This window comes from Aureimonas altamirensis, assembly GCF_001463885.1.
Taxonomy (GTDB): domain Bacteria; phylum Pseudomonadota; class Alphaproteobacteria; order Rhizobiales; family Rhizobiaceae; genus Aureimonas; species Aureimonas altamirensis.
In genome coordinates this window covers 240,974-263,068 of record NZ_BBWQ01000001.1, presented here as the reverse complement: position 1 = coordinate 263,068, position 22,095 = coordinate 240,974, and the positions used below count along the sequence as shown (strand labels likewise).

Sequence of the window (22,095 nt, the reverse complement as noted above, 5' to 3'; positions counted from 1 at the left end):
CACTTGCGAAAAGGTGGAGCATGGCGACGCTGGATACCGATCGTCCGCCTGACATTCAGGAAGCGCAGCGGGCCCACCGCTTCGGCAACTGGAGCGCGACACCCACCCGGCACACGATATGGGAAGACGCATGCGGCATCCTGGCGGGGACGGTGCTGACCGCGCTTGGCCTGTCGATGCTGGGCGCACTCGGTTTCCTGACGGGCGGCACGGCTGGGCTGGCCTTCGTCATCCATTATGCCGGCGGCTGGAATTACGGCCTGGTGTTCTTTCTGGTCAATCTTCCCTTCTACGCACTCGCCGTCGGCCGCATGGGCCGGGCCTTCACCATCAAGACGGCCTGCGGCGTGGCGCTTCTGTCGCTGATGACGGCCGTTGCGCCGTCCTATCTGCGCTTCGACCATATCCAGCCGCTGCTGGGCGCCTGCCTTGGCGGACTCCTCGTCGGCTTCGGGCTTCTGGCGCTTTTTCGCCATCGCGCCAGCGCGGGCGGCGTCGGCATCCTTGCTGTCTATCTTCAGGACAGGCTGGGGTGGCGCGCCGGCATCACGCAGATGGCGACCGACCTTTTGGTCCTGGCCACGTCTTTCGCCGTCATATCGCCGAGGGCCATCGCCTATTCGGTCCTGGGCGCCATCGTGCTGAACGCCTTCCTGGCGATCAACCACCGAACCGATCGATACCTCGCTACCTGACTTGGCGGTTTCGCTGCCCGATCCTATCTTGAGGCGGTGACGATACACTCCACCCACGATTCCGGCCTGCGCCTGCCCGAAACAATCCGCGCATGGTTTGCCGGCAAGGGCTGGACGCCGCGTCCCCACCAGCTCGACCTTCTCGGCCTGGCCGAAAACGGGCGCTCCGTGCTGCTGATCGCACCCACCGGAGCCGGCAAGACGCTGGCCGGCTTTCTGCCGTCGCTTGTGGATCTGTCGCGCCGCACGGCCCGCAAGCCCGGCACCCGCGCGCCCGGCATACACACGCTCTACATTTCACCCCTCAAGGCGCTCGCCACCGACATCCAGCGCAACCTGGCTGCCCCGGTGGACGAGATGGGCCTGAGGATCGAGATCGAGACGCGGACCGGCGATACCAGCCAGCACCGCCGCCAACGCCAGAAGCTGCGTCCGCCGGACATACTCCTGACGACGCCGGAGCAACTGGCGCTGCTGATCGCCTCCAAGGATGCGGACGCCTTCTTTTCCGATTTGAAGATGGTGATCTTCGACGAGCTGCACTCGCTCGTGACATCCAAGCGCGGCCATCTACTGGCGCTGGGCCTGGCGCGGCTGCGCAAGCTGCGTCCCGACCTGCAGACGATCGGGCTTTCAGCTACCGTTTCCGAACCGGCCGAACTGCAAAGCTGGCTCGTCGGCCAGCGGCCCGGCAGCGAAGCGCCGATGGCCGACCTCATCACCGTTGCGGGCGGTGCGCGGCCGCAGATCACGATCCTGCAATCCGAAACGCGCATTCCCTGGCAGGGCCACCGCGCGCGCTACGCCATTCCCGAAATCTACGAAGCCGTGCGGCGGCACAAGACGACGCTGCTTTTCGTCAATACGCGCAGCCAGGCCGAGCTCCTGTTCCAGGATCTCTGGCGCATCAACGAGGAAACGCTGCCGATCGCGCTGCATCACGGCTCGCTGGACGTGCAGCAGCGCCGCAAGGTGGAAAGCGCCATGGCAGCCAACCAGCTGCGCGCCGTGGTGGCCACATCGACGCTCGATCTCGGGATCGACTGGGGCGATGTCGACCTCGTCATCCATGTCGGCGCGCCCAAGGGTGCCAGCCGTCTGGCCCAGCGCATCGGCCGCGCGAACCACCGTATGGACGAACCGTCGCGCGCCATCCTGGTGCCGGCCAACCGGTTCGAGGTCATGGAGTGCCAGGCCGCGCTGGATGCCAACTATCTGGGAGACCAGGACACCCCGCCGCTGCGAAGCGGCGCGCTGGACGTTCTGGCGCAGCATGTCCTGGGCATGGCCGTTGCGGCGCCCTTTCTGGCGGACGACCTGTTCGAGGAGGTGCGCAGCGCAGCCCCCTATGCCTCGCTGGACCGGGAGACGTTCGACCGTGTCGTGGATTTCGTGGCAACCGGCGGCTATGCGCTCAAGGTGTACGACCGCTATGCGCGCATCCGCCAGACGGAGGACGGCACCTGGCGCATCACGCATCCGCGCGTCGCGCAGGATTACCGCCTGAACGCCGGTACGATCATCGAGGCCAACAACCTGAAAGTGCGCGTCATCAAGCGCCGCACGCGCGCCGCCATCGCGCGCGGCGGGCCGGTGCTGGGCCAGATTGAGGAAAACTTCCTGGAGACGCTGTCGCCCGGCGACACGTTCCTGTTCGCCGGCACGGTGCTGCGCTTCGAGGGTATCCACGAGATGGAATGCCTCGTCACCAGGGCGCCCGACGGCGAGGAAGCCAAGATACCCTATTATGGCGGCTCCAAGTTTCCGCTCACCACTTTCCTTGCCGCCCGCGTGCGCGAGATGCTGGCCGATCCCGCGCGCTGGCGCGCCTTGCCGGAACAAGTGTCCTCCTGGCTGGAAATCCAGAAGACCAAGTCCCTCATACCCGGCCCGGACGATCTGCTGATCGAGACCTTTCCCAACGGCAACCGCTTTTACCTTGTCGCCTATCCGTTCGAGGGGCGGCTTGCCCACCAGACGCTCGGCATGCTCCTGACACGGCGCCTGGAACGCGCCCGCGCCAAGCCGCTGGGCTTCGTCGCCACCGATTATTCGCTGTCGATCTGGGGCGCCGCCGACATGGGCCAGATGATCCGCAGCGGCCGGTTGGATCTGGCCGACCTCTTCGACGAGGACATGCTCGGCGACGACCTCGAAGACTGGATGGCCGATTCCTGGCTGCTCAAGCGCACCTTCCGCCAGTGCGCCGAAATTTCCGGGCTTATCCACCGCCGGCAAACCGGCACGGAAAAGACGGGGCGGCAGGTTACCGTTTCGGCCGACCTCATCTACGACGTGCTGCGCGGCCACGAGCCGGACCATATCCTGCTGCGCGCGACCTGGGAGGACGCGGCCACCGGCCTGCTCGACGTGCGCCGCGTCTCGGACCTCCTGGGCCGCATCCGCCACCATATCGTGCACCGCGACCTGGACCAGATATCGCCGCTGGCCGTGCCGATCATGCTGGAGATCGGCCGCGAGCGCGTCGAGGGCGAAGCACGGGACGAAGTCCTGCGCGAGGTCGTGGAGGCCGAGCTCGTGGCACAGGCACTCGGGTGACGCGCGCCCGCCCTCACTTGAGCCGCAAATCCGGTATGGTTAACGCAACGAATGCGAATCACCATGCACGGGCCTTGTCGATGAATATGATCCAGCGCCGTTTCAGGCTGGCGGAGCAACCGGGCACCGAGGCGGAGGTGAATGGCGAGCGCCTCGTCTGCGACCCGACGGGCGCGCTCTATGTGCCGGCGCATCGGCTATTGGTGGTGTCCGACCTGCATCTCGAAAAGGGCGCTGCCTTTGCGCGGCGCGGCATGATGCTGCCACCCTACGACACGGCGGCCACGCTTGCCCTTCTGGAAGGCGTGATCGCGCGATACGAGCCGTCGCACGTGGTTTCGCTGGGCGACAGCTTCCACGATACGCATGGCGCGGCCTACATGCCCGCGCCTTTCCGGCAGCAGCTTCTGGCATTGATGTCCGGGCGCGACTGGACCTGGATCACCGGCAATCACGACCCGGAGCCGCCGGCCTTTGTGGGCGGCCGGACGCTGAGTGTCGCCCATGTGGCGGGGCTGCACTTCCGCCACGAGCCGGGCATTGCCGCCGGCGCAGGCGAGATCGCGGGGCATCTGCATCCCGTGGCCAAGGTGGCGTCGCGCGGACGCTCGGTACGTTCGGCCTGCTTTGCCACCGATGGACGACGCATGATCATGCCCTCCTTCGGTGTAACGACGGGGGGAATGAACGTGCTGGGCCATGCCTTTGCCGGCATGTTTGCGGCAGAGCGCGGCAAGGCCTACGTGGTCGGCCTGTCCGGCATATTCCCGATCTCCTTCTCCGCGCTCTGTCGCTAGAGCTCAGTCCCGCTTGAAGAGGACGCGGCCGAACCAGCCGGTCGCAACGGCCAGCGCCACGGCCAGCAATCCATAAAGCGCGCCGTAATTGGCGGCGAAGGTCGAGACTTCGTTTTCAAGGCCCGTCTTTCGCACCCAGAGCTCTTCGCTCCGCTCTCGGATGAAATGCCCCTCGCGGAACAGGTAGGCGCGCACCAGATGCCGCCCCACGGGCAGGTCCGGCGGCAGCACGAGCGTTGCGCGGAACAGGGTCTGGCTGACGAATTCGATCGTGCCGAACGAAACGGAGTAAAGCCGGCTCTGCTCTTTCAGGCGCAGCATGGCGTTGGCATAGTCGTCGGCTTCGGCGGTCGTGTCGTCGGTGCTGCGCTGGGCCCGCAGAACTTCGTTGCGCGGCCCGATATTAAGCTGCTGCAGCACGGCAGCGGCGGCCGTATCGCGCAGCGGCCGGCTGGATGACAGCGCGTAGGATTGCGGCAGATTGTCGAACCGCTCGGAGCCGCGGTTGATCCAGATGCCGAAGACGCGGTCGCGCTGGCGCACCACCACGTTGCGCCTTGGCCCTTCCAGCACGACGACGATGTCGTAGCGGCCCTGCCGCAGCACCCGTGTATCGGCATTGTCGAGCGCGCCGAAGACCACCAGCCGAGATCCGCCGAAATTGGTGCCGACGGTGATCGTGTCGGTCGACAGGCCGATCTCGAACCCCTCCGCCGCCGATTGCGCGGCGGCGGGTGCGGCCGCCGCAAGAAGCATGGCCAATGCGGCAAGGATCGCCCTCATTCCCGCACCCCGCTCGGCAGGCTGATGGAATACAGCTCGGCCGGGGTGACGACGAGCTCGACCAGCAGGCGGCCGGCCACCGCGATGACCAGCAGCGCCAGCAGCGCGCGCAACTGGTCGCCGCGCAGCTTGCGGCCCGCCTCGACCCCGAATTGGGCGCCGACGACGCCGCCGACCATCAGCAGGAAGCCCAGCATGATATCGATCGTCTGGTTTGTCGCGGCCTGCAGGACGGTCGTCACGGCGGCGGTAAACATGATCTGCATGAGCGATGTGCCGACGACCACGCTGGTCGGCACGCGCAGAAGGTAGATCATCGCCGGCACCATGATGAAGCCGCCGCCGACGCCCATGATCGAGGCAAGCACGCCGATGACGAAACCGATGCCCAGAACCGGGATGACCGAGACGTAGAGCTTGGAGCGCTTGAACCGCATCTTCAGCGGCATCCTCTGCACCCAGTTGTGGTGCGAGGCGTGCCGGACTTCTCCCGAACCGCCCTTGTGGACACGCAGCATCGCCTGCACGCTCTCCACCAGCATCAGGCCGCCGACCGTACCCAGCATGACGACGTAGAGCAGCGATACGGCAAGATCGAGCTGACCGAGGCGCCGCAGCAGCGTGAACAGCCAGACGCCGACGACCGAGCCGGCCGCACCGCCGATCAAAAGCATCAAACCCAGCTTGATATCGACCGTGCCGCGCTTGTAGTGCGCCAATGCGCCGGAAAAGGACGAGGCGATCACCTGGTTGGCGCCGGTGGCCACGGCGATGGCGGGAGGAATGTTGTAGAAGATCAGGAGCGGCGTGATCAGAAAGCCGCCGCCCACGCCGAACAGGCCGGACAGAAAGCCTACGGCTGCGCCCATGCCGATCAAAATGAGGGCATTGACGGAGATTTCAGCAATGGGCAGGTAGAGATTCAAGACCGGCCCCCAAGCGCCCTTACCTTCGATCCCTGGAGATGCGTTCCACCGTCTGGCAGGGCGCCGCTCCGCACTAAGCCGACCCGAAGGGCCGTGTCAAACGCGTGATCCGGAATACCGCTCTTCGTTGGCGGCGCGGGTCGGCGCCGCAGGGCGCCATTGCGCCACCGCCGCATCGATGGTCGCGCGCCGCGCGGCATCGAGCTCGGCCCCGACCTCGTCGCGGTTGCGCAGCGCGGTCGCATCGCCGCCGCGCGCCGCAATGGAAAACCAGCGATAAGCCTCTTCCATGTCCCGCGGCAGCCCGGCCCCGCGTGCGTACAGGACGGCAAGGTTGAACTGGCTGTCGGCCATGCCCCGCTCGGCCGCCATGCGGAACCAGTCCGCCGCCGCACCCCTGTCGGCCGGGCCGGCAAGGCCGGAGATATCGATGACCGCCAGATTGTGCATGGCGCGGACATTGCCGGCGCGCGCAGCGACAAGATACCAGTCGCGTGCAAGGGACAGATCTTTGCTGACGCCCACGCCGCGCTCGTACAGGCTGCCCAGGCGGTACTGCGCCGGCGCGTAACCGCGCCGCGCCGCCTGGCCCAGCCATGAAAGGCCCTCGGCCGTGGCCCCGCGCTCAATGGCGGCGGCCCCGATGGCGGTCATGGCGGCGGCATCGCCGCCGATCGCAGCGCGGGACAAGGTCATGTCACCGGCCGGCGGAACCGGCAGTGGCCCCGCCGCCGCAGGCGGAAGATGCGATACGAGACGTCCTATGAGGTCGCCAGTGGTCAGGTCGGCCTCGGGCGGGCGGGAAATAGAGGCCGTCGTCTCGGGCGTTACGGCCGGGGTCCGTGCGGCACTGTTGTCGGCGATTTCGGCCGGACGCTCGGACGGACCCGTCTGCAGGCGCGAGATCGGCAGCGCCGTCAGCGCCAGCATGATGGCCCCGGCGGCCATAACCATGGGCTTGCGATAATTGCGGTTGCGGCCGGATGCACCCTCGCCCGCACCATTGCCGGCCCCGTTTCCGGCATGCAGGGCCTCGGCTTCGGCCGCGGCCGCCGCAGCGGCGCGCCGTGCCGCCGCGATGAAATCCGCCCGCGTGGATGGGCCAAGGCCGGCGGCGCGCTCGTGACGGCGCACCCGCTCCAGGATACTGCCGAACTCGGCCACGTCGCGTCCGTAGCGGGTTGCGCCTTCCGGATCGGCCGCTTCCGGGCCGTCGGCATCCGGCGCCTGCGTCGCCCCCTCGGCCCGGCGGCGCTTCAGATGCCGGTCGAGGGTTGCGCGCAGGCTGTCTTCCTCGCCATCTTCGGCCGGTTGCCAGGTGGCGAACTCGGCGTCGAAAACGGTGCCGCCGACATTGTCGCCGGCCTGTCGCGCTTCCGTTTCCAGTTCCGCCAGCCGGTCGGCGACGTTTCTGAGGATCGAGAGAAGTTGAGCCTCGGTCTCCGCCGCGCGGGCGTCGGAGCCCTGCCACAGCACCTCCAGCCTCTTCAACTCCTGGGTAAAGGCCTCTGCATGGCGCAGCGAACGCTCTTCCTCGGCCTCTTCCAGGCGCTCCATGAAGCTGTCGAGCTGCGTCGACAGAGCGTCCAGGCGCTTCTCGATCCGGTCGCTGCCCTGCTCCGGCCTGTCCAGCACCAGGATCGCGCCGGAAATCTCGTCGAGCCGTTCCTCCAAGGCCGAAAGATCGACGCTGACCTGCAGCGCGTCCAGCGCGATGGGGCCAGACGGCGCCGCAAGTGCCGCAAGCCGATCTTCCAGCCGATCGATTCCGAGGGTTTCGGGCAGCCGCGCCAGAAGCGTCTCGATGCTCGACAGTCGTTCGCTCAATCCGGCGACACCGGCGTCGAAGGCACTGCGGTCCACGGCGGCGGCGTTTGTTTCAAGCAGCGCGTCGAGCCGGCCGGTGATGGAGCCCATGTGCCGGGTCAGATCTTCCTGTGTCGCCAGCCCGGAAACGACGGCCCGCATGCGGTTGAGGTCGGCGTTGAGATCCGACAGGGCCTCATTGGTTGCGCCACGCTCTTCCAGCGTGGTCATGCGCGTCAGCATGGCAGCAAGCCCGTCGGCGATCAGCTCGGAGCTATCGCGCGCCGCAAGCGATGCTTCGAGCGTGGCGAAGGCATGCCCCATCGTCGCCTGCCCGGCCTTTGTTCCGGCGGCGATTTCCTTGCGCATCTCGCCTCTCAATGACCGCATTTCCTGCACGAGTTCGTCGATCGCCTCGCTCGATCGGGTTCGCGCCGATGGAGCGGAGGCCGCATATTCGGCGCTTCGGTCTACGATGCGGCGCAGTCTCTCTGCCGGGGTGGTGCCGGCGCCGGCCGATGCAGATGGCGATACGCTTCTGTCTGCCTGCTTCTGCGTAGACAGGCGCGCAAGGCGGCGTTCCAGCTCTTCCAGGGTCCGGGTCAGCGTCGCCATGCTGGGCGCGCCCGGCGGATCGCCGGTGCCTTGTGCCGCCTTCGCCTTGTCGGCTACGCCCATTTCCGTCCCCTCGAACGCTCGGCACAGGCGCAAAGGCCCGCCTTGCGACGTCTCGTCAATCCCACCGGCATCTTCACGGGGAATGGTTAATTGCGCGCTAATGCACGGGAGCGGGTGCTGCCTCACGCGGAATTTTGCGCGCGCTCCGCTTTACAGACGCCACGGTTTACGTTTACGAAAACGTCAATCGAAGGGAAGGTTTTTCGATGACGCTCTACAAGGCTCCTATTGCCGATACGATGTTCGTGCTGCGCGAAATCGTCGGGCTCGATGCCCACAACAACCGCCCGGGCTTCGAGGATGCCACGCCCGATACGGTTGCCGCGATTCTGGACGAAGCCGGACGCTTCGCCGAAGAGGTGTTCCACCCGCTCAACCAGTCGGGCGACCGGCAGGGCTGCACCCGCGCCGCGGACGGCTCGGTCACCACCCCGTCCGGCTTCCGCGAGGCCTACCGGCAGTTCCGGGAGGCCGGCTGGGGCGGCCTTTCGGCCGATGCCGCCTATGGCGGGCAAGGGCTTCCGCATGTGCTGGCGGCGGCCGTCAACGAGTATCTGTCGTCGGCCAACATGGCCTTCGCCATGTATCCGGGCCTCACCCGCGGTGCCATCGCGGCCATCGAGGCGCATGGCACGCCCGAGCAGAAAGCCGCGTATCTGCCCGACATGATCGACGGCCGCTGGACCGGCACGATGAACCTGACGGAGCCGCATTGCGGCACGGACCTCGGCTTGCTGCGCACCAGGGCCATCCCGCGCGATGACGGCTCCTTTGCCATAACAGGGCAGAAGATCTTCATCTCGGCCGGCGAGCACGACCTTTCCGACAATATCATCCATCTGGTGCTGGCCCGCATCGACGGCGCGCCGGAGGGGGTGAAGGGCATTTCCCTCTTCATCGTGCCGAAGGTCCTGGACGATGGCACGCGCAACGGCGTGTCCTGCGGCGCCATCGAAGAGAAGATGGGCATTCACGGCAACGCCACCTGCGTGATGAACTACGACGATGCCAAGGGCTGGCTTCTGGGCGAAGCGCACAAGGGCCTGCGGGCGATGTTCACCATGATGAACGAGGCGCGGCTGGGCGTCGGCGTGCAGGGGCTGGCCATCGGCGAGATCGCCTACCAGAACGCCGTCGATTATGCGCGGCAACGTTTGCAGGGCCGCAGCCTTGCCGGCAAGGCGGAGCCCGGCAAGCCCGCCGACCCGATCATCGTGCATCCCGATATCCGCCGCATGCTGATGACCATGCGCGCCATAAACGAGGCCGGCCGCGCGCTGGTGCTCCATTCGGCGTTGAAGGGCGATATAGCCCATAGCTCCACCGATGTGGCGGAAGCCGCCGAGGCGGACGAATGGCTGAGCCTCGTGACGCCCGTCATCAAGGGTGTCCTGACCGACAAGGGCTTCGAAAGCGCGGTGATGGCGCAGCAGGTGTTCGGCGGCCATGGCTATATCGCCGAATGGGGCATGGAACAGTTCGTGCGCGATGCGCGCATCGCGCAGATCTACGAGGGCGCAAACGGCATCCAGGCGCTCGACCTGGTCGGGCGCAAGCTGGCGTTGAACGGCGGCAAGGCGATCATGTCCTTCTTCGGCGAGGTCGGCCGCTTCTGCGAGGAAAACCGGGCCGACCCGGCGATGGCGCGCTACACCAAGGGCCTCAAGAAGGGCCTGAACGATCTGCAGCAGGCCACCGGCTGGCTGATGCAGAACGGCCCGGCCCGGCCCGACAATGGCGGCGCCGCCGCAACGGACTATATGCACCTCTTCGGCCTGGTGGCCCTTGGCTACATGTCCGCCCGGATGGCGCTGGCGGCGCATCGCCGGCTGGCGGCGCAAGACGCCGAAGACGCGGCCTTCCTGAAGGGCAAGCTGGCGACGGCGGCCTTCTTCATGGACAGGCTGATGCCCGAGACGGCGGCGCATCTTGCGCGCATCGCCTCCGGCGCGGACAGCCTCATGGCGCTTGGCGCCGACGAATTCTGATGGGAGCGCAGAAATGAGCGAAGCATTCATCTACGATCACGTCCGCACCCCGCGCGGACGCGGCAAGAAGGACGGGTCCCTGCACGAAGTGCCGGCCGTGCGACTGGGCGCGCGCGTGCTGGAATCGCTGCGCGACCGCAATGGCCTGGAAACGGCGCAGGTCGACGACATCATCTTCGGCTGCGTCGACCCGGTGGGCGAAGCCGGCTCCGTCATTCCGAAGGCCGCCGCCTTCGAGGCCGGCTACGACTATGCCGCACCGGGCATGCAGATCTCGCGCTTCTGCGCCTCCGGCCTCGACGCCGTCAATCTTGCCGCCGCGAAGGTGGCGCAGGGCGCCGACGATATCGTCATCGCCGGCGGGGTCGAAAGCATGTCGCGCGTCGGCATGGGCATGTCGGGCGGCTCCTGGTTCATGGACCCGTCGGTCGGCATTCCCGCCTATTTCATGCCGCAGGGCATCTCGGCAGATTTGATCGCCACCAAATACGGCTTCACGCGAACCGACGTGGATGCCTACGCCGTGGAAAGCCAGAAGCGCGCCGCAACGGCCTGGCAGGAAGGCCGCTTCGCGCGGTCCGTCGTGCCCGTCCTTGACCAGAACGGACTGACGATCCTCGACCGCGACGAGCATATGCGCCCCGGAACCGACATGCAGACGCTGGGCGGCCTGAACGCCTCGTTCGAGATGGTCGCGCAGATGGGCGGCTACGATGCCGTCGCCATCCAGGCCCATCCGGAGATCGAGTCCGTTACCCATGTCCACCACGCCGGCAATTCTTCGGGCATCGTCGATGGCGCGGCAGGCGTTTTGATCGGCTCCGCGCGGGGCGGCGACACGCTGGGCCTGAAGCCCCGCGCCCGCATCCGGGCTTTCGCCAACATCGGCTCCGATCCGGCCCTGATGCTGACCGGCCCCGTCGACGTGACCCGCAAGCTGCTCGACCGCACCGGCATGACGCTGTCCGACATCGACCTCTTCGAGCTCAACGAAGCCTTCGCCGCGGTGGTGCTGCGCTACATGCAGGCTTTCGACATCGATCCGGCCGTGATGAACGTCAATGGAGGCGCCATCGCCATGGGCCACCCGCTGGGGGCCACGGGCGCCATGATCCTGGGCACCGTGCTGGACGAGTTGGAGCGGCAGGACAAGCAGACCGCGCTCGTCACCCTGTGCATCGGCGCGGGCATGGGCACGGCAACCATCATCGAGCGCGTGTAAGGGGAGGAAAAACACATGGACTTCAACAACTTCACCCTTGCCGTCGACGGCGACGGCATCGCGCTTCTGACCTGGGACATGCCCGACCGCTCGATGAACGTCTTCACCGAAGAGGTGATGGACGAGATCGAGGCGGCACTGGACAGCCTCGTCGCCGACGAGGCGGTCAAGGGCATCGTCTTCACCTCGGGCAAGGCGGGCAGCTTTACCGGCGGCGCCGACCTGAAGATGCTTGGCCGCATGCTGGGCGATTATCGCAAGCTGGAAGCAAGCGATCCGCACGCGGCGATGACCCAGCTATTCGATCGCTGCGGACGCATGGGCGCCCTCTGGCGCCGCATCGAAACGTGCGGCAAGCCGGTCGTCACCGCCATCGACGGCACCTGCATGGGCGGCGGCTTCGAACTGGCCCTCGCCTGCCATGGTCGCGTCGCCACTCCGCGCGCCAAGATGGGGCTGCCGGAGGTTAAGGTCGGCATCTTCCCAGGCGCCGGCGGCACGCAGCGCATCGCCCGCATGCTGGACGCGCAGGCGGCGCTTCAGTTCCTGCTGAAGGGCGAGGCCATCGGCGCCGAGAAGGCCCTGGCCATGAAGCTCATCGACAAGGTTGCCGCGCCCGAAGAGCTCGTGGAAACCGCCAAGGCGATGCTGAAGGCCGGTATCCCCGCCGTAAAGCCCTGGGACCAGAAGGGCTACAAGCTGCCGTCCGGCCCCGTCTATTCCGCTGCCGGCGCGCAGCTCTGGCCGGCGGTCTCCTCGCTTTACCGCAAGGAGACGCAGGATAATTATCCGGGTGCGCGCGCCATCGTGAAATGCGTCTACGAGGGCCTTCTCCTTCCCATCGATCTCGGCCTCAAGGTCGAGCAGCGCTATTTCGCCTCCGTCCTGCGCTCCACCGAAGCGGCCATGATGATCCGCTCGCTGTTCGTTTCCATGCAGGAGCTGGGTAAGGGCGCCCGCCGCCCGCATGGCATAGCGGACCGCCAGCCGAAGCGTATCGCCGTTATCGGCGCCGGCTTCATGGGCGCCGGGATCGCCTATGTGTCGGCCATGGCCGGGATCGAGGTGCTGCTGGTCGACCGTGACATGGCGGCCGCCGAAAAGGGCAAGGCGCACTCGGCCTCGCTGATGGCCGATCGCGTCAAGAAAGGCCGCGCCAAGGAGGCCGACGCCGAGGCGCTCTTGTCGCGCATCACCCCCGCTGACGGCTATGACGGGCTGGCAGATGTGGACCTCGTGGTGGAAGCCGTGTTCGAGGACCGCAAGGTCAAGGCCGACGTCATCGCCGCGGCCGCCGCCGCGATGAAGCCGGGCGCGATCTTCGCGTCGAACACCTCGACCCTGCCCATCACCGGGCTTGCGGAAAGCTTCCCGGAGGCAACCCGCTTCATCGGCATCCACTTCTTTTCGCCGGTCGACAGGATGATGCTGGTGGAAGTCATCCTGGGCGAAAAGACGGGCGACGAGGCGCTGGCCACGGCACTGGATTTCGTGCGCGCCATCCGCAAGACGCCGATCGTCGTCGACGACACGCGCGGCTTCTTCGCCAATCGCTGCGTGCTGCGCTACATGTCGGAAGCCTACGACATGGTTGTCGAAGGCGTGCCCCCGGCCATGATCGAGAATGCCGCGCGCATGGCCGGCATGCCGGTCGGCCCGCTAGCCTTGAATGACGAAGTCGCCATCGACCTGTCCCGCAGGATCATGCAGGCCACCATGGCCGACCTCGGCGAAGCGGCGGTCGACAAGCGCCATTTCGACCTCGTCAACCGGCTTGTGGATGCCGGCCGCCTCGGCCGCAAGGCCGGCAAGGGCTTCTACGACTATCCGGCCAAGCCCGCCAAAAAGCATCTGTGGCCGGGTCTCAAGGAGCTTTACCCGCAGCAGAACGCCGAAGATGTCGATGTAAAGGAATTGCAGCAGCGCTTTCTTGTCACCATGGCGCTCGAGGCTGCACGCACCATGGCCGAAGGCGTCGTCACCGACCCGCGCGAGGCCGATGTGGGGTCTATCCTCGGCTTCGGCTACGCGCCCTACACGGGCGGGGCCCTGTCCTATATCGACGGCATGGGCGTCAAGGCGTTCGTCGCGCTGTGCGAGACGCTGGAGAAGCGGCATGGGGAGCGGTTCGCCCCCATTCCTCTGCTGCACGAAATGGCATCCGCCGGGCAGACATTCTACGGCCGGTTCCGCCCGGCCCGTCAGGCCGAGGCGGCCTGACGACAAACACGTGCGGCGGGGTCAGCCCTTGTCCTGGCCCCGCTTGCGCCACCAGCCGAACAGGCCCGGCTTCTCGGTGGGCGGCGGCTTGTCGCCCCCGGCACGCGCGCCGATCGTATCGGCAACGCGGGCACCGCGCATACCCAGCGGCGTGTCGCCGCGAACCGTGGTGTCCACGGCCGTCTGGTGCTCCATCTCGGCATTGATCTCGGCGCCGAGAATGAAGATCACGGATGATATCCACACCCACATCATGAAGCCGATGACGGCACCCAAAGAGCCGTACATGGCGTTGTAATTGGCGAAATTCCGCAGATACCAGGAAAAGCCCACCGTCGCGACCAGCCAGACGGTCGCCGTCAGCGTCGCGCCGAAAATCACCCAGGTCCAGCGCGCCCGCGCCCGGCTCGGCCCATAGCGATAGACCATGCCGATGGACGCGACCACGAGCGCGAACAGGATCGGCCAGCGTCCGATGAAGACGAGATCGTCGGTGAAGTTGGAGGCGCCGATGACGCCCATGATCGCCGGAATAAGGCCGATGGCCGTGAACATCACCGAAATGATGAAGATGGCCCCCATGGTGAAGCACATGGCGACGATATTGAGCTTCACGAAGCTGCGCTCTTCCTGCTCGCCATAGGCGACGTTCATCGCCTCGAACAGGGTCTTGATACCGTTGTTCGCGCTCCACAGGGCGAAGAGAAGACTGGTCACGAAGCCGACCGACAGCGACGACCGGTCCTGGTTGACCAGATATTCGAGCTGCGCGTTGACAAGTTCCAGCCCGGCCTGCGGCAGGAAGCGGCCGAGGAACTCGATATGCCCGGCAATCGTCGCCGGGTCCGCCATCATGCCGTAGAAGAACACGAACACGGCAAGCGCGGGAAACAGTGCCAGCAGCAGGTAGAAGGTGGCGCCGGCGGCAATCAACATGATCCGGTCTTCGAAGAAAGACACGTACAGCCGCGCCAGAATATCCTTCCAGCCCTTCCACGGAATATGCCACGGGCCCTTGGCCGAGCGCCCCCTGCCCGGCTCGCTTGCGCGCAGCTTGGTCTCTTCGCTCGTATGTGGTGCGAAACGCAGACTCTTCACCACCATGGATGCCCCCTTGCCGCCGGCTCCGTGTTCGAGCTCGAACGCCGCATAATCGTCTCGATCGCCTTTGGCAGCAACGTCAATGCCATATTTGAGTCAATGTTCCGCAAACCGGGGAATTGAATCTCATGGTTGCACAATAATATTGCTTGAGTAGTGGTAATTGAATTGCCTGTTTTGTGACGAGAGACCGATGCTATCGAACGACGAATGGTGGGCGGCCATAGACCGTCTGGCCGAGACGCGCGGTCTCACTCCATCCGCACTGGCGCGGCAGGCCGGGCTGGACGCGACCTCCTTCAACAAATCCAAGCGCCGGTCGGGCGACGGACGCCCCCGCTGGCCCTCGACCGAATCCGTCGCCAAGGTGCTGTCGGCCACCGGAACCAGCATGGAGGATTTCCTGGGCATATCGCGCCCGGTCTCCGTAAAGGTGTCGCTACCGCTGGCCACCGGCGCGCACCTCACCGATGCTAGGCAGTTCGGCTCCGATGGGCCGGTCACCGGGCCGGGCGCGATGTCGCTCGACATCAAGATCGATGCTTCTTCCTTTGGCACCTATGCGCTGGAGGTCGGCAACGAACGGCAGTTTGCGCCCCGTTACGCGGAAGGCGACATCCTGCTGCTGACGCCCGATGCGGCGGCCCGCCCCGGCGACCGTGTGCTTGCGGTGCTGTACGGCGATGATTTCATCGTCGGCACGGTCAGGCGCAACGCCCCGGGCCGGGTCGAGATCGCGCCGCTGGACCCGGCGCTGCCGGTCGTTCGCTTCGCACGCAAGGCCATTCGCCATATGGCCCGGATCGCATGGGCGAGCCAGTAGACGTTCAGGGATACCGCGTATGCGTTCGATAAGTCAGGCCATCAAGATCGCCGCGTCGCTTCTGCTGATGTGCTTGATTTTGCTGTTGATCCTGCCCGATGTGTCCGGCTTTCCGAAATGGCCGGATCGCCCAGGCCGCGCAGAGCGCCTTGCCGAGCGGCAACGACAGGCCACGCCGCCCCCGCCGGCGGCCGAAAGCCGGGATGAGCGGCTGCCGCAACCCGCCGAAGTGCCCGCAGAGCCCGAACCGGCGCCGGAGCCGCAGGCCACGCCCGAGCCGCAGCCTGCCCCGTCCCCGACGAGCGACGATCCGGAGCGCATCTTTCATCGTGCGGTGGCGGTGACGGCAACCGACTTCGAGGCCGATGGCCTGCGGATCTCGCTTGCCGGGGTCGAAAGCCTGCCCTTCGAAGAGACATGCAGCTTCGGCACGCTGTCCGCGCCATGCGGCGCACAGGCGCGCACGGCGTTGCGCGGCTGGCTGCGCGGCCGCAGCCTGTCCTGCGATGTACCGGCGGATACGCGGGAAGGCAGCGTCGAAGCCACGTGCCGCGTCGGCAGCGAGGATGTGGCCCGCTGGCTGGTGGTGCAGGGTTGGGCGCGCCCCGTACCCGGGGGCGCTTATGAAAGCGCGGCACAGGCCGCCCGCCGCGATGAGCGCGGCCTCTGGCGCTACGGCGAAAGCCGCTAGCGCAGGGTGCCGTCCAGCGCCGCACGAATGAGCGCGCGTGTCTCGCCGATGCCGTACAGGGCCGCAAAAGACCCGAACCGTGGTCCGCGTTCCTGGCCCAGCAGGATCTGGTACAGCGCCTGGAACCACTCCACCGAAACGCCGGGGCCGCCATCCGGCCCCTTCTTCGACGCGTCCTGATACCGCTGGATGGGCCGGGCGACGTCCAGGACGGCATCCTGTATGGCCGCGGCATCGGCATCGGCCGGCAGCGCGGCCAGCTTTGCGTCCAGCGTTTCCAGCGCCTGCCGCTCAAGGTCGTCGGGCGCGCGGAACACCTTGGCCGGCCGGACGAAATCCTCGAAATAGGCGAGCGCATAGCCGACGAGTTCGTCCAACTCGGGCGCGCTCTGCGGCGTCACGCCCGGCGCATAGCGCGAGATGAAGCCCCACAAGGTCTGCTTGTCGCCGGCATTGGAAGCCGAAACGAGGTTCAGCAGCATGGCGAAGGGAACGGCCACGCCCTTGTCGGGTACCGAACCGGAGTGGACATGCCAGACGGGGTTCTGCAGCTTCTGGCGTGCATCCTGCCGCCAATAGGCATCCACAAAGGCATAGTACTCGTCGACGGCCCTGGGAATGACGTCGAAATACAGCTTCTTGGCCGCCTTCGGCTTGTTGAACATGTAGAAGGACAGGCTCTTCGGCGAGGCATAGGTGAGCCATTCGTCGATGGTCAGCCCGTTGCCCTTGGACTTGGAGATCTTGCCGCCCTTGTCGTCCAGGAAGAGCTCGTAGTTGAACCCTTCCGGCGGGGTTTGCCCCAGCGCGCGGCAGATCCGCGACGACAGGGTAACGCTGTCGATCAGGTCCTTGCCGGCCATTTCGTAATCCACCTTCAGCGCCGCCCAGCGCAGGGCCCAATCGGCCTTCCACTGGCACTTCACGGCGCCGCCGGTAACGGTGGTCTCGACGCGTTCGCCGGTCTCCGGGTCGATATAGGCGATCATGCCGCGTGCGACGTCGCGATCCACCATCGGCACCTGCAGGACGTTGCCGCTGCGCGGGCTGATGGGCAGGAACGGCGAATAGGTGGCACGCCGGTCGGGCCCAAGCGTCGGCAGGATGATATCCATGACCTCGTCATAGACGGCCAGCATTTTAAGCAGCATCGCGTCGAACCGCCCGGACGTGTAGTAATCCGTTGCGGAAGCGAACTCGTAATCGAAGCCGAACCGGTCCAGAAACTGCCGCAGGCGCGCATTGTTTGCCGCACCGAACGAAGGGTAGGCATCCGAAAACGGGTCGGGCACGCGGCTGAGCGGCTTGCCGATGAACTCCGCCATCCGCTCGCGGTTCGGAACGTTGTCCGGAACCTTGCGTAGGCCGTCGAGGTCGTCCGAGAAGCAGATCAGGCGCGTCTTGACCCTGTCCTGCGTCAGCACACGAAACGCATGCCGTACCATCGTGGTTCGGGCGACTTCGCCGAAGGTGCCGATATGCGGCAGGCCCGACGGTCCGTAGCCGGTTTCGAACAGGATTTCGGACTTTGCGTCCGAACCTTCGATCTTGGGCAGCAGCTTGCGGGCTTCTTCGAAAGGCCAGGCGTTCGACTTCAGGGCCTCGTTCAGAAGTTCCGTATCCATGCCTTCACTCGCCATGCTTGCCGTTGCGTTCGACGCATCGTCTAAAGCATTTCGAGCGCAAGGCAAATCCAACGATCAGAAGGCGCTGACCGGGAAATAGCGGAGCATCAGTTCCGAGAACCGCCCGCTGGCCACCACCCGCCGCAACGCCTCGTCGAAGCGCGCCGCAAGCTCCTGATCATCCGGTGCAAGCGCGAAAGCGAGCCCCTCGCCGAGATACCGGTCCGACAGATAGGGGCCGCCGACAAACCGGCAGCAATCGGACGCGGCCTCGCTGGCCAGCCAGAAGGACAGGCCGATGCCATCGCCGAAATAGGCGGCCGCATCGCCCCGCCGCATGGCAGACAGACCCTGGGAGGCGTTCTGCACGGGCACGGCGACGGCAGCCGGAAAAAACGCCGCCAGCATCGCCGCATGTGCCGTGCCGGAAACGACGGCCACCCGCTGTCCGTCCAGCGAAGCGGGGAGATCGTCCCCCAGCGCCGATCCGGCAGGCGCTGCAAATCGTGCCGGAAAGTGCAGATAGGTGCGGGTGAAGGCCAGCCGCGTCCGCGATGCCACGTCTATTGCGACGCCGGCGATGATCGCCTCTCCCTCCCCGGCCAGCAAGGCCGGCTCGAGTTCGGCGAAAGGCCGCGCCTCGATCTGGCAGACATCCGTAACGGCCATGTCCTCGCAGACGGCGCGCGCCAGATCGACATTGAAGCCGGTAAGCAGCCCGCGCGAGTCCAGAAAGCTGAACGGCGGGAAATCGACGCTCGTCAGAAATCGGATGCGGGCGGGCGGAGCAACCGTCTGCGCCGCCGCGCCGCGTTGTGCCTGGTCGATGAAATTGGGCGTCGCAACCTGCGCGCCCGAAACGCCCGACAGGGTCAGAAGAACCGCGATACTGAGCAGGAATGCCGGAACGCGGCGCATCGAACCTCTCCCGGTCAGCGCCCGGTGCCTTCGGGCACGTCCTCGTCTTCGACATCGGTCTGCGGACGATCGTCCCCGCGCGAAACCTCGCTGTGCCACTTGCCGTCGGCCGTCTGGAAGACGATGCCCTCGGTCTCGCCGCTCAGCGCCTGCCGTGCGGCCGCGTCCTTTGCGGCAGCCAGCGCGTCGTCATGCGTCGGGAATGTTTCCGAGAACACGTCGTTGACCTTATAGGCCCAACCGCCGTCATGCTCGACGATCTTGTAATGTATCTGAGCCACCGTACCCTCCTTGATGAACCGTGGCTAAACCGCGGCCGGCGCCGACGGGTTCCCCGACCGGTCCGCCGAACCCGGCTGAAGCACGACGACCTTTGCCCCGGTCGGAACGCGTCCGTAAAGGTCTATGATATCCTGATTGAACAGGCGGATACAGCCGCTGGATACCGAGCGCCCGATGCTCCAGGCCTCGTTGGTTCCGTGGATGCGATACAGCGTATCGACGCCGCCCCGGTACAGGTACAGCGCCCGGGCTCCCAGCGGGTTGGCCGGACCGCCCGGCACGCCGCCCGCAAAGGGGCCGTTGCGCTCCGGGTCGAGGCGGATCATGTTCGGCGTCGGCGTCCAGCGGGGCCATTGCGCCTTGCGCTGGATGACCGCATCGCCCTTGAACCCGAAGCCGGCACGTCCGACGCCGCAGCCGTAGCGCATGCTCTCGCCGCCTTCGAGCACCAGGTAGACAAAGCGCCGCTCCGGATCCACCACCACGGTACCGGGCGTTTCCGGCCCGTAGTACCGCACCACGCGGCGCCAGTACTGCGGGTCGACACCGGTCAGGTCGATGGCCGGCAGCGCAAATTCGCCGTCCTGCATCGCGGCGTACATCGCCAGATATTGCTGCGGAATTGCGGGACGCGCCGGCTGGACCGGGCTACCGGTCTGGGCGGTCGCGCATCCGGCAAGAAAAAGCGGCGCGGCAACCATGAAGCCGCGACGGCTGAGGTGATGTGACATGCTGAACCTTGATATAGCTGACTAACTGCAATCTGGAGTGTTCCGGGTTGCAGGACAACGCGCCGCTTTCAGGGCGCAATGCAGGTTCGCAACACCCTGTTGCGGCAATGCAACTGGCCGTTGCACGCAGCCCTGCTTCGAGGGGAGCCGCTGCAACCGCCCCAACATCCGGTCCCACAGGGCCTGCCACCGCACACGGGCCGCCTGAGGCGCGGTGTCGGCGTCAACCGGACAGGCGATCACACCTGCGTCAGAAACCGCCAGAGATAGTAGCCGAGCGCCGAAATCATGAACACGCAGGCGGCGCAGAAGAGCGAAATGCCGGCATAGGCTGCGCGTTTGGCCTGGCGTTCACGCCGCGATACCGGTGCGTTCTCCATCGTGTTCCTTTCCTCGGGTCGGCAGGGAAATAGGGCCTGCATGCCGATGCGGAAGGTGCTACGCCAGACGCATCGGGTCGGGAGGGCCGTTTCGGAATCGTCATGTCTAGCAAGTCTTCTTTGGCACCAGCCACCAATTCCCTGGCGGGCATCGGGCTGATGCTGTTCGGCGTCTTCATGTTCGCATCGAACGACGCGCTCGGAAAATTCCTGATCGCCACTTTCTCCATCGGGCAGATCCTGCTGATTCGCAGCGCGGCGGCACTCTTCATGCTGACGCCCTTCATCTGGCGCGAGCGCGCGACCATCCTGAAACCCGAGCGCCGCGGCATCCATGTGCTGCGCATGGTCTGCTCGACCGCCGAAGTGGCCCTGTTCTATGCCGCTCTCTTCTATCTGCCGCTTGCCGACGTCATGACATTCTACCTGGCCGGACCGATCTACGTGACGGCGCTGTCGGCGCTTATCCTGCGAGAGCCGGTGGGGTGGCGGCGCTGGTCCGCCGTTCTCGTCGGCTTCGTCGGTGTCGTCATAGCCCTCGGTCCCAGCTTTCAGGAAGCATCCACCGGGGCACTGCTGGCCATCGCCGGCAGCCTCGCCTACGCATTGCTGATCATCTCCACCCGCTCCCTGTCCGGCGCCAGCGGCACGACGCTGATCACCTGGCAGACCGCCGGCGCGCTCCTGTTCGGGTTGGTGGTTGCCCCCTTCGACTGGGCGCCGATCGACCTGACGGGCTTTGCGCTTCTAGTCCTGCTGGGCCTGATCGCGATGCTGGCGCATGTCTGCGTCAACCAATCGCTGCGGCTGGCCGAGGCATCGGTGGTGGTGCCCTATCAGTATACGTTGATCGTGTGGGCCATCGTCTACGGCACGCTCTTCTTCGGCGACGAGCCGAAGCCTGCCCTTCTGGCGGGTGCGGTCCTCATCATCGGGTCCGGCATGTTCATCTTCCTGCGGGAGCAGAAGAAAGGGCGCGCGCCCACCGCCACCATCGTACCCGACGTCGCGACCGTCATCGAAGAGGACCAGCCGCCACGGCCATGATTGGGCCGCGAAAACGGCACAATCTGCAATCGGCCGTTTCCGGCTCGGCGCCTGCATAAAACCCCTGATAGGCAAGCGTTCCGCGTTCGTTCACGTGAGTCGGAATTGCAACGCGCGTTAACCATTTGTGGCGAGCCTATGGCAAAATTATCCACAGACTCTACCCTGGTTATCAACATGCGAATCGGGGGATTTCCACATGCCGCTCACCGTCATCCTTGCCGATTATCTATCGGGCGTCATCTCGGCGCGCGAAGCGCTCAAGCGCTCGAAGATGCAGGCAATCGAAGATCTGATCCGCGCCGTACAGGCCGAGCCGCCCCGCCGCGCAATGGAACAGCAGCCGCACCTTTGAGGGCGGCGAAATCGGGCGCGGTCGGCCCTCCCCTTCACAAAATCGTCAAGCAATGACCATCTCGGCTGCCCGTTGTCGCCACACCCGGTGACGAGGTTCCGCTCGCCGCATCGTACGGTGCCGGCAAACAGGAACCGAACACGGAGTAAGCCAGTGAAGCCTTGGATACTGGTGGGCGCCCTTGCCGCCCTGGCAGCAGCACCCGCACTCGCCCAGGACGCCACGGCGCCGCAGGCGTCACCCCCGACATGTGCGGAAGCTCTCCCGCAGATCAACCAGCTCGTCGGCCAGGCCGAATCGAGTGGACTCGAGACGGCACAAGCCAAGACCCATGTCGGCGAGGCGGAGGCCGCCCAGGCCCGCTCCGACGAGAATGGCTGCATCCAGGCCCTGGTGCTGGCGCAGAACACCATTCTGGATCAGGTCCGCGATCAACAACCGCCATCCTGATGGCCATCCTTCGGGCGC

At 66.0% G+C, this 22,095-nt stretch carries 20 protein-coding genes; 11 read left to right on the top strand and 9 right to left on the bottom strand.

Annotation, left to right across the window (positions count from 1 at the left end):
* The first annotated feature begins 20 nt into the window (after positions 1-20).
* The 3 genes from AUL31_RS01195 (at position 21) to pdeM (ending at position 4,051) form a co-directional block, all read left to right on the top strand.
* A complete protein-coding gene (locus tag AUL31_RS01195; protein ID WP_060600174.1) occupies positions 21-695 on the top strand; it encodes a YitT family protein in 675 nt (224 codons plus the stop codon).
* A gap of 36 nt (positions 696-731) precedes the next feature.
* Entirely contained in the window at positions 732-3,254 is a 2,523-nt protein-coding gene (locus AUL31_RS01190; RefSeq protein WP_060600172.1) for a ligase-associated DNA damage response DEXH box helicase, read from the top strand.
* A gap of 86 nt (positions 3,255-3,340) precedes the next feature.
* Positions 3,341-4,051, top strand: a complete 711-nt coding sequence (gene pdeM, locus AUL31_RS01185) for a ligase-associated DNA damage response endonuclease PdeM (RefSeq protein WP_409359927.1) — start codon at positions 3,341-3,343, stop codon at positions 4,049-4,051.
* A 3-nt stretch (positions 4,052-4,054) separates the two neighbouring features.
* On the opposite strand, the gene AUL31_RS01180 is transcribed toward pdeM, so the two are convergent.
* The 3 genes from AUL31_RS01180 to AUL31_RS01170 form a co-directional block, all read right to left on the bottom strand.
* A complete protein-coding gene (locus AUL31_RS01180) occupies positions 4,055-4,834 on the bottom strand; it encodes a TIGR02186 family protein (protein WP_060600168.1) in 780 nt (259 codons plus the stop codon).
* Positions 4,831-5,760: a sulfite exporter TauE/SafE family protein gene (locus AUL31_RS01175; protein WP_060600166.1), complete on the bottom strand. Its 930-nt coding sequence runs from the start codon at positions 5,758-5,760 to the stop codon at positions 4,831-4,833. The genes AUL31_RS01180 and AUL31_RS01175 overlap by 4 nt, the downstream gene beginning before the upstream one ends.
* 96 nt (positions 5,761-5,856) lie before the next feature.
* Positions 5,857-8,244, bottom strand: coding sequence for an SEL1-like repeat protein (locus AUL31_RS01170; RefSeq protein WP_060600164.1), 2,388 nt, complete (start codon positions 8,242-8,244; stop codon positions 5,857-5,859).
* Positions 8,245-8,450: 206 nt separating this feature from the next.
* On the opposite strand from AUL31_RS01170, the gene AUL31_RS01165 reads away from it, so the two are divergent.
* The 3 genes from AUL31_RS01165 to AUL31_RS01155 are packed head-to-tail and all read left to right on the top strand — an operon-like array spanning position 8,451 to position 13,674.
* Entirely contained in the window at positions 8,451-10,232 is a 1,782-nt protein-coding gene (locus AUL31_RS01165) for an acyl-CoA dehydrogenase (protein WP_060600162.1), read from the top strand.
* A gap of 13 nt (positions 10,233-10,245) precedes the next feature.
* Positions 10,246-11,454, top strand: coding sequence for an acetyl-CoA C-acetyltransferase (locus AUL31_RS01160; protein ID WP_060600161.1), 1,209 nt, complete (start codon positions 10,246-10,248; stop codon positions 11,452-11,454).
* Between the two features lie 15 nt (positions 11,455-11,469).
* Positions 11,470-13,674 carry a 3-hydroxyacyl-CoA dehydrogenase NAD-binding domain-containing protein gene (locus tag AUL31_RS01155; protein ID WP_060600158.1) on the top strand — a complete coding sequence of 735 codons (2,205 nt, stop codon included), beginning with the start codon at positions 11,470-11,472 and terminating at the stop codon, positions 13,672-13,674.
* Positions 13,675-13,695: 21 nt separating this feature from the next.
* On the opposite strand, the gene AUL31_RS01150 is transcribed toward AUL31_RS01155, so the two are convergent.
* The gene (locus AUL31_RS01150; RefSeq protein WP_082646713.1) at positions 13,696-14,778 is read right to left on the bottom strand and encodes a YihY/virulence factor BrkB family protein; all 1,083 of its coding nucleotides are present in this window, start codon (positions 14,776-14,778) and stop codon (positions 13,696-13,698) included.
* A 190-nt stretch (positions 14,779-14,968) separates the two neighbouring features.
* Here AUL31_RS01150 and AUL31_RS01145 point away from each other — a divergent pair, with 190 nt between their 5' ends.
* Both AUL31_RS01145 and AUL31_RS01140 read left to right on the top strand, forming a co-directional pair.
* Positions 14,969-15,598, top strand: coding sequence for a S24 family peptidase (locus AUL31_RS01145; RefSeq protein WP_060600156.1), 630 nt, complete (start codon positions 14,969-14,971; stop codon positions 15,596-15,598).
* Between the two features lie 19 nt (positions 15,599-15,617).
* On the top strand, positions 15,618-16,289 hold the full coding sequence (locus AUL31_RS01140; RefSeq protein WP_060600154.1) for a thermonuclease family protein: 672 nt from the start codon (positions 15,618-15,620) through the stop codon (positions 16,287-16,289).
* Here AUL31_RS01140 and AUL31_RS01135 read toward each other — a convergent pair.
* The 5 genes from AUL31_RS01135 to AUL31_RS20155 form a co-directional block, all read right to left on the bottom strand.
* Positions 16,286-17,914: a lysine--tRNA ligase gene (locus AUL31_RS01135; RefSeq protein ID WP_244489288.1), complete on the bottom strand. Its 1,629-nt coding sequence runs from the start codon at positions 17,912-17,914 to the stop codon at positions 16,286-16,288. The genes AUL31_RS01140 and AUL31_RS01135 overlap by 4 nt on opposite strands.
* Positions 17,915-17,989: 75 nt before the next feature.
* Positions 17,990-18,832, bottom strand: coding sequence for a transporter substrate-binding domain-containing protein (locus AUL31_RS01130; RefSeq protein WP_060600150.1), 843 nt, complete (start codon positions 18,830-18,832; stop codon positions 17,990-17,992).
* A gap of 14 nt (positions 18,833-18,846) precedes the next feature.
* Positions 18,847-19,113 carry a DUF2188 domain-containing protein gene (locus AUL31_RS01125; RefSeq protein ID WP_060600148.1) on the bottom strand — a complete coding sequence of 89 codons (267 nt, stop codon included), beginning with the start codon at positions 19,111-19,113 and terminating at the stop codon, positions 18,847-18,849.
* A 24-nt stretch (positions 19,114-19,137) separates the two neighbouring features.
* A complete protein-coding gene (locus tag AUL31_RS01120) occupies positions 19,138-19,845 on the bottom strand; it encodes a L,D-transpeptidase (protein ID WP_060600146.1) in 708 nt (235 codons plus the stop codon).
* A gap of 239 nt (positions 19,846-20,084) precedes the next feature.
* Positions 20,085-20,225 (bottom strand): hypothetical protein, encoded by a 141-nt coding sequence (locus tag AUL31_RS20155; RefSeq protein ID WP_156417276.1) that lies wholly within the window; start codon positions 20,223-20,225, stop codon positions 20,085-20,087.
* 102 nt (positions 20,226-20,327) lie between these two features.
* Here AUL31_RS20155 and AUL31_RS01115 point away from each other — a divergent pair, with 102 nt between their 5' ends.
* From AUL31_RS01115 to AUL31_RS01110, 3 genes are all read left to right on the top strand, one after another.
* On the top strand, positions 20,328-21,272 hold the full coding sequence (locus AUL31_RS01115) for a DMT family transporter (RefSeq protein WP_060600144.1): 945 nt from the start codon (positions 20,328-20,330) through the stop codon (positions 21,270-21,272).
* Between the two features lie 199 nt (positions 21,273-21,471).
* Positions 21,472-21,627 (top strand): hypothetical protein, encoded by a 156-nt coding sequence (locus AUL31_RS20150; protein ID WP_156417275.1) that lies wholly within the window; start codon positions 21,472-21,474, stop codon positions 21,625-21,627.
* Positions 21,628-21,780: 153 nt separating this feature from the next.
* Positions 21,781-22,077 (top strand): hypothetical protein, encoded by a 297-nt coding sequence (locus AUL31_RS01110; RefSeq protein WP_143190093.1) that lies wholly within the window; start codon positions 21,781-21,783, stop codon positions 22,075-22,077.
* Positions 22,078-22,095: the final 18 nt, after the last annotated feature.

Bases quoted from the DNA above. Each gene is read 5' to 3' on its own strand.
- AUL31_RS01155 (WP_060600158.1), top strand. From the start codon at position 11,470: ATGGACTTCAACAACTTCACCCTTGCCGTCGACGGCGACGGCATCGCG.
- AUL31_RS01160 (WP_060600161.1), top strand. From the start codon at position 10,246: ATGAGCGAAGCATTCATCTACGATCACGTCCGCACCCCGCGCGGACGC.
- AUL31_RS01195 (WP_060600174.1), top strand. From the start codon at position 21: ATGGCGACGCTGGATACCGATCGTCCGCCTGACATTCAGGAAGCGCAG.
- AUL31_RS01165 (WP_060600162.1), top strand. From the start codon at position 8,451: ATGACGCTCTACAAGGCTCCTATTGCCGATACGATGTTCGTGCTGCGC.
- AUL31_RS20155 (WP_156417276.1), bottom strand. From the start codon at position 20,225: ATGGAGAACGCACCGGTATCGCGGCGTGAACGCCAGGCCAAACGCGCA.
- AUL31_RS20150 (WP_156417275.1), top strand. From the start codon at position 21,472: ATGCCGCTCACCGTCATCCTTGCCGATTATCTATCGGGCGTCATCTCG.
- AUL31_RS01135 (WP_244489288.1), bottom strand. From the start codon at position 17,914: ATGGATACGGAACTTCTGAACGAGGCCCTGAAGTCGAACGCCTGGCCT.
- AUL31_RS01140 (WP_060600154.1), top strand. From the start codon at position 15,618: ATGCGTTCGATAAGTCAGGCCATCAAGATCGCCGCGTCGCTTCTGCTG.
- pdeM (WP_409359927.1), top strand. From the start codon at position 3,341: ATGATCCAGCGCCGTTTCAGGCTGGCGGAGCAACCGGGCACCGAGGCG.
- AUL31_RS01115 (WP_060600144.1), top strand. From the start codon at position 20,328: ATGTCTAGCAAGTCTTCTTTGGCACCAGCCACCAATTCCCTGGCGGGC.
- AUL31_RS01120 (WP_060600146.1), bottom strand. From the start codon at position 19,845: ATGTCACATCACCTCAGCCGTCGCGGCTTCATGGTTGCCGCGCCGCTT.
- AUL31_RS01130 (WP_060600150.1), bottom strand. From the start codon at position 18,832: ATGCGCCGCGTTCCGGCATTCCTGCTCAGTATCGCGGTTCTTCTGACC.
- AUL31_RS01150 (WP_082646713.1), bottom strand. From the start codon at position 14,778: ATGGTGGTGAAGAGTCTGCGTTTCGCACCACATACGAGCGAAGAGACC.
- AUL31_RS01145 (WP_060600156.1), top strand. From the start codon at position 14,969: ATGCTATCGAACGACGAATGGTGGGCGGCCATAGACCGTCTGGCCGAG.
- AUL31_RS01180 (WP_060600168.1), bottom strand. From the start codon at position 4,834: ATGAGGGCGATCCTTGCCGCATTGGCCATGCTTCTTGCGGCGGCCGCA.
- AUL31_RS01170 (WP_060600164.1), bottom strand. From the start codon at position 8,244: ATGGGCGTAGCCGACAAGGCGAAGGCGGCACAAGGCACCGGCGATCCG.